Here is a 6,837-nt window from a genome sequence, read left to right on the forward strand (position 1 = left end):
TTGTGTGTCCTCCCTCTACGCGCGTCACAAGGCCACCACCCTGGCGATCGCCACCGCCGTGGCCGCCGGCGCCCTGCTGACCACCGGCCTGACCACCGCTTCCGCCCAGACCCCGGCGGACCGCACCGGCACCGCCGCGGCGAAGCCCCTCGCCGCCCCCACCACGCTCGCCCCGGCCGCCCGCACCGCGCTCATCCGCGAGCAGCAGGACGCCGCGGCCGGCACCGCCCGGGAGATAGGCCTCGGCGCCCAGGAGGAACTGGTCGTCAGAGACGTCGTCAAGGACGCCGACGGCACCGTGCACACCCTCCCCCATAGCCCTTAAAAGGCATGGGGGGACCCCCATCGAGCGCACCTACGCGGGTCTGCCCGTCCTCGGCGGCGACCTGGTCGTCCACGAGTCGAAGTCCGGCACCACCCAGGGCGTCACCAAGGCGACGAAGGCCGCCATCAAGGTCGCCTCGCTCACGCCGGCCGTCCCCGCGGCCAAGGCCGAGAAGCAGTCCCTGGCGGCCGCCGAGTCGGCCGGTTCGGAGCGGACCGAGGCCGACGCCGCACCCCGCACGGTGATCTGGGCGGGCGACGGCAGCAAGCCGACGCTCGCCTACGAGACGGTCGTCGGCGGCCTCCAGGAGGACGGCACCCCGAACGAGCTGCACGTCATCACCGACGCCGCCACCGGCGCGAAGCTGTACGAGTACCAGGGCATCGAGACCGGCACCGGCAAGAGCCTCTACGCCGGCACCGTCACCCTCGGCACCTACCTGTCGGGCTCGACGTACCAGCTGAGCGACACCTCGCGCGGCGGGCACAAGACGTACAACCTGGCCCGCGGCACCTCCGGCACCGGCACCCTGTTCACCGACGCGGACGACACCTGGGGCACGGGCGTGGCCTCCAGCTCCTCCACGGACCAGACCGCCGCCGTCGACGCCGCCTACGGCGCCCAGACGACCTGGGACTTCTACAAGAACACCCTCGGCCGCAACGGCATCAAGAACAACGGTGTCGCCGCCTACTCCCGCGTCCACTACGGCAACGCGTACGTCAACGCCTTCTGGTCCGACAGCTGCTTCTGCATGACGTACGGCGACGGCTCGGGCAACACCAAGCCGCTCACCTCGCTGGACGTGGCGGGCCACGAGATGACCCACGGTGTCACCTCGAACACGGCGGGCCTCAACTACAGCGGGGAGTCCGGCGGTCTGAACGAGGCCACCTCGGACATCTTCGGCACGGCGGTCGAGTTCTACGCGGCGAACTCCTCCGACACCGGTGACTACCTCATCGGCGAGAAGATCGACATCAACGGCAACGGCACCCCGCTGCGGTACATGGACCGGCCGAGCAAGGACGGCTCGTCGGCCGACTCCTGGTCCTCGACGCTGAAGAACCTGGACGTCCACCACTCGTCCGGCCCGGCGAACCACTTCTTCTACCTGCTCTCCGAGGGCAGCGGGTCCAAGACGGTCAACGGGGTGAGCTACAACTCGCCGACGTCCAACGGCTCCACCGTCACCGGGATCGGGCGGGCCAAGGCCGTCCAGATCTGGTACAAGGCGCTGACCGAGTACTTCACGTCGACCACCACGTACGCGGGCGCCCGCACCGGCACCCTGAGCGCGGCGGCGGCCCTGTACGGCTCCACCAGCACCGAGTACAAGGCGGTCGCGGCCGCCTGGTCCGCGGTCAACGTCGGCTGAGCTTCGGGCAGTTGACGGCGCCGTGACAGGACGGCACCCGGGACGAAGGCATCCCGGGGTGCCGTCCTACCCTTGGGACCCATGTCCTTCACGTACGACGACGTCGGCGCGACCCGGGAGAACGGCTTCTGCCCGCCCGGCTTCCACCCCCTGCATGTGCGCGCGCGCATCGGCGAGGGCGAGGAGGTCTTCCGCAGAGCCCGCGAAGCGGTCCTCACCTGGGAGATGCACCGCGCGATGGGCGTGGGCTTCGACGCGAGCGCGGCCCGGGCCGCCCCCGACGTCGACGTCACGGTCACGCTCGCGGGCCTCGTCAAGGCACCCTGCCGGGTGGTGTGGACGGTCGAGGAACCCCGCCGCGCCGGCTGGGCGTACGGCACGCTGACCGGCCACCCGGAGTCCGGCGAGGAGTCCTTCGTCGTGGACCGCACCGGCGACGGCACGGTCTGGCTGACCGTGTCCGCCTTCAGCCGGAGCGCGAAGTGGTACTCGCGGGCGGGCGGGCCCGCCACACGAGGCCTGCGGCACGCGTATGCCCGGCGGTGCGGGGTGGTGCTGCGGCGGTTGTGCGGGGAGTCCGGGTGACCGGCGCCGCGTGACCGGCGCCGGGGGGCGGCCTCGCCTGGCGGGGCCGCCCCCCGGGCGCTCACCGCAGCAGCACCCCGGCCGCCTCCACCACCTCCTCCGACGGCAGGGCCACGAGCCCCGGCTCGGCGCCGGACGACAGCAGACGGTGGGCGGGCAGGACCCGGACCGTGTAGCCGTACGGCCCGGTCCGGTCCAGGGACAGCGGGCCCTCGTAGACCCAGCGCCCCTCGGTGTCCGGGCCGCCCGCCGGTTTCAGCGGGACGGCCGCGGCGTCGCTGATGCGGTCCTCCTCGTCCACCCGGCCGGAGACCGCCTGCACCTCGACGTCGTCCGGCCCGAGGTCGCCGAGCGCGACCCGGACGCGCAGTCCGAGGGTCGTGCCGAGTTCCGCGGTCGCCGTGGCGGCGCTGGTCTCGACGTGGTCGACGGTCACGCCGTGCCAGGCCGCGCGCAGCCGCGCCTTCCACTCGGCGATCTCACGGGCGGCGTCCGGGTCCGTCGCGCGGTGGGCCTGGGCGGCCGGGGCGTAGAGCCGCTCCACGTACTCGCGGACCATGCGGCCGGCCAGCACCTTGGGCCCGAGCAGGGTGAGGGTCTGGCGGACCATCTCGATCCAGCGGTCGGGCAGGCCCTGCTGGCCGCGCTCGTAGAAGCGGGGGGTGACCCGCTGTTCGAGCAGGTCGTAGAGCGCGGCGGCCTCGATGTCGTCGCGGTGGTCCTGATCGGTGCCCGCGCCGTCGGCGGTGGGGATCGCCCAGCCGAAGTCGGGCTGGAACCACTCGTCCCACCACCCGTCCAGGACGGAGAGGTTGAGACACCCGTTGAGGGCCGCCTTCATCCCGCTGGTCCCGCACGCCTCCAGCGGCCGCAGCGGGTTGTTGAGCCAGATGTCACAGCCCGGATAGAGCTTCTGCGCCATCGCCATGCCGTAGTCGGGCAGGAACACCAGCCGGTGCCGCACCCGCGGATCGTCCGAGAACCGCACCAGCTCCTGCACCAGCCGCTTCCCGCCGTCGTCCGCGGGATGCGCCTTCCCGGCGACCACGATCTGGATCGGCCGCTCGGCATGCAGCAGCAGGTCCATCAGCCGGTCGCGGTCCCGCAGCATCAGCGTCAGCCGCTTGTACGACGGGACGCGCCGCGCGAACCCGATGGTGAGGACGTCGGGGTCGAGCACGCCGTCGATCCAGCCCAGCTCGGCCGTCCCGGCGCCGCGCTGCCGCCAGGAGGCGCGCAGCCGCTCCCGCACCTCCGTCACCAGCTGCTCGCGCAGGTTCCGGCGCAGGTCCCAGATGTCCTGGTCGGGGATGTCCGCGACCGCGTCCCAGCGGTCCGAGCCGCCGACCGTCATCGCGTCCTCGGTGCGCTGCGCCCCGATCTGCCGGGCGCCGAGCCGGAACACCTCCGGGGCGACCCAGGTCGGGGCGTGCACCCCGTTCGTCACGGAGGTGATCGGCACCTCCTCGGGGTCGAATCCGGGCCACAGCCCGGAGAACATCTCCCGGCTGACCTTGCCGTGCAGCAGGGAGACGCCGTTGGCCCGCTGGGCCAGGCGCAGCCCCATCACGGCCATGTTGAAGAGGTTCGGCTCCCCGCCGGCGTAGGTCTCCATGCCCAGCTGCAGGACCCGTCCGACGTCGATCCTCGGCAGTTCGGCGTCGGGCCCGAAGTGGCGGGCGACCAGCTCCCGGTCGAAGCGGTCGATACCGGCGGGGACGGGGGTGTGGGTGGTGAACACCGTCCCGGCCCGGACCGCCTCCAGCCCGGAGTCGAAGTCCAGGCCCTGGTCGCACAGTTCGGCGATCCGCTCCAGGCCGAGGAAGCCCGCGTGGCCCTCGTTCGTGTGGAACACCTCGGGGGCGGGGTGCCCGGTGATCCGGCAGTACGTCCGGACGGCCCGCACTCCCCCTATGCCGAGCAGCATCTCCTGGAGCAGCCGGTGCTCGCTGCCGCCGCCGTAGAGCCGGTCGGTCACCCCGCGCTCGCCGAGGTCGTTCTCCTCGACGTCGGAGTCCAGCAGCAGCAGCGGGACCCGGCCGACCTGGGCCAGCCAGATCCGGGCCCGCAGCCGCTTGCCGCCGGGCAGGGCGAGGGAGACGTCGGCCGGGGTGCCGTCGGCGTCCTTCAGCGGGGCGACGGGCAGTTCGTTGGGGTCGAGCACCGGATAGTGCTCCTGCTGCCAGCCGTCCCGGGACAGGGTCTGCCGGAAGTACCCGTGCCGGTACAGCAGCCCGACCCCGATCAGCGGTACGCCGAGATCGCTGGCCGCCTTGAGATGGTCGCCGGCCAGGATGCCGAGGCCGCCGGAGTACTGGGGCAGGGCGGCCGTGATGCCGAACTCCGGGGAGAAGTAGGCGACGGCGGCCGGGAGTCCGGCCGGCTGCGTCTGGTACCAGCGGTCGCCGGTCATGTAGTCGTTCAGATCGTCACAGACCGCGGTGAGCCGGCGCAGGAAGCGACGGTCCTCGGCGAGCTCGGCGAGCCGCGCGGGCCGCACGCTGCCGAGCAGCCGCACCGGGTCGCCGTCCGAGGCGGACCAGCGCTCCGGATCGACGGACTGAAAGAGATCGCGTGTCTCCGCGTGCCAGGACCAGCGCAGATTGCGCGCGAGATCACTCAGCGGCCGGAGAGGGTCGGGGAGAACGGGACGGACGGTGAATCGACGGATCGCCTTCACTTGCCACCTCGACGCGAGTCGCTGCCGCGGACGCACGACACTGTGCGTCTCATCGTCCCTACGACGGTACCGGCGATGGTGTCGTCCCCGCTGGGACTGCCGCACCCGGACCCCCGTCCGGCCCGAAACAGCCAGGTCCGCGCAGTCTCGTCCGGGGTGCGCACCCCGGACCGACCCCAGGAGCCTCATATGGCCGGTTCCACCCCCTGAGGCGTTCTTGTGGTGCTTCGCACCGCACGAGAGGCTGCGCAGTGGCGTACCGGCCCGGAAGGCCGCGCACCTGGCACTCCGCGACCGCCGTCCGCCGTCCGCCGACTTCAGGAGGGGGTACACAGCCATGGCACGGACGCGAACGCGGCGCCTGCGCGCGGCGGGGGGCCCGACCGCGGCGAGCCGTGCCGTGGCGCTGTCGGCCATCGCCCTGCCCGCGCACGCCGTACCTGAGAAGCGGACACCCGGCGCCGAGGCGCCCGGTTCCGCCGGCGGAAGCGGCGGACGTCACCTGGTGACACGCGAAGAGGGAATCAAGGCCCGGCCGGCGGCCGGAAAGGACCCGGCCGAGAAGTCCGAGAAGTACGGGGCGGGACTCAGCCACGCCTACGGCGACCGGGTGCCCCGCAACGCGCGCGAACCCGCGGTCGCCGATCTCAGCCAGGGCGGGTGCCGCAACGCCCGGCTGGACACCGCCGTACGCAACTCGACCACGCCTCGCGGGACGTATACGGTCGCCCCGGGCGTGTCGGTCGTCCCGGTGCCGCACGCGCGCGACACCGGGCGGGCGGCCTCCTCCGGTACGTCGATGGCGGCGCCGCACACGGCCGGCGCGGCCACGCTCCGTCTCGCGGTCCGTCCCGGGGCGACTGCCGCGCAGTTCGGCAACGCGCTCGTCACGCGGGCGGCATCCGGAAAGGTGTCCGGCCGGGACCCCGGTTCACCGGACAGACTCCTGCAGGTTCCGCGCTGACGGGGGGCGATGTCCGGTACCCGCCCCGTTCGGCCGGAACGGGGCCGGTCGTGGGTGAAGACCTGCGCCTGAGTAGTTAACAAAGTGCCGGATTGCTCACCCGAATAGGGTGGGAAGGCTCCTGCGGTACACCCCGCAGGTACAGCACAGGCACCACAGGGATGCCACGCAGGACCCACCTCCCCACGACCATCCGCCCACCCACGTTGACGCGGACAGGAGCGGTCATGCCCGCCACGCACCACTCGTCGGCACCCCCGACACCCAGCACCGAAACGCACCTCGCGCGCCCGGTCGACGCCGGTCCGCCGGCCCCGGAGCCACCCTCCGCGGGAGACGGCACGGCCGTCGGGCGCATACCCGTGCTCGACGTCCGCCCGGTCGTCCAGCACGGCCGCCGGCCCGCCAAGGCGGTCCCCGGCGAATCGTTCGAGATCTCGGCCACCGTGTTCCGCGAGGGCCACGACGCGGTCGCCGCCAATGTCGTACTGAGAGACCCCGAAGGGCGTCCCGGTCCCTGGACGCCGATGCGGGAACTGACCCCGGGCACCGACCGCTGGGGCGCCACCGTCACCGCCGGCGAGCCCGGCCGCTGGACGTACACCGTGGAGGCGTGGGGCGATCCCGTCACCACCTGGCGCCACCACGCCCAGATCAAGATCCCGGCCGGGATGGACACCGAGCTGGTCCTGGAGGAGGGCGCACGGCTGTACGAGCGGGCGGCCGCCGGTGTCCCGGAGGACACCGGTCTGCGGGAGGTCCTCCTGGCCGCTGTCGGCGCCCTGCGCGACGACAGCCGCCCCGCGGCCTCCCGGCTGGCGGCGGCGCTGACGCCGGAGGTGGACGCGGTGCTGGCCCGGTATCCGCTGCGGGAGCTGGTGACGGCCTCGGAGTCGCTGCCGCTG

General features: G+C 72.9%; 4 protein-coding genes and 1 pseudogene. 4 read left to right on the plus strand and 1 reads right to left on the minus strand.

Annotation, left to right across the window (positions count from 1 at the left end; all coding sequences use genetic code 11):
• The first annotated feature begins 4 nt into the window (after positions 1-4).
• Both ACWD0J_RS14565 and ACWD0J_RS14570 read left to right on the plus strand, forming a co-directional pair.
• A pseudogene (locus tag ACWD0J_RS14565) lies at positions 5-1,703 on the plus strand (M4 family metallopeptidase).
• Positions 1,704-1,784: 81 nt separating this feature from the next.
• Entirely contained in the window at positions 1,785-2,288 is a 504-nt protein-coding gene (locus ACWD0J_RS14570) for a DUF1990 family protein (RefSeq protein WP_451496136.1), read from the plus strand.
• Between the two features lie 61 nt (positions 2,289-2,349).
• Here the strand turns inward: ACWD0J_RS14570 and ACWD0J_RS14575 are convergent, their stop codons facing one another.
• Positions 2,350-4,968: a glycosyltransferase family 1 protein gene (locus ACWD0J_RS14575; RefSeq protein WP_451496137.1), complete on the minus strand. Its 2,619-nt coding sequence runs from the start codon at positions 4,966-4,968 to the stop codon at positions 2,350-2,352.
• A gap of 337 nt (positions 4,969-5,305) precedes the next feature.
• Between ACWD0J_RS14575 and ACWD0J_RS14580 the strand changes: the two genes are divergently transcribed.
• Complete coding sequence (locus ACWD0J_RS14580) at positions 5,306-5,932, plus strand: S8 family serine peptidase (RefSeq protein ID WP_451496138.1); 627 nt, start codon at positions 5,306-5,308, stop codon at positions 5,930-5,932.
• Between the two features lie 227 nt (positions 5,933-6,159).
• On the plus strand, positions 6,160-6,837 hold a 678-nt coding region (locus tag ACWD0J_RS14585; protein WP_451496139.1), incomplete at its 3' end, for a maltotransferase domain-containing protein.

The organism is Streptomyces sp. NPDC003011, assembly GCF_053591515.1.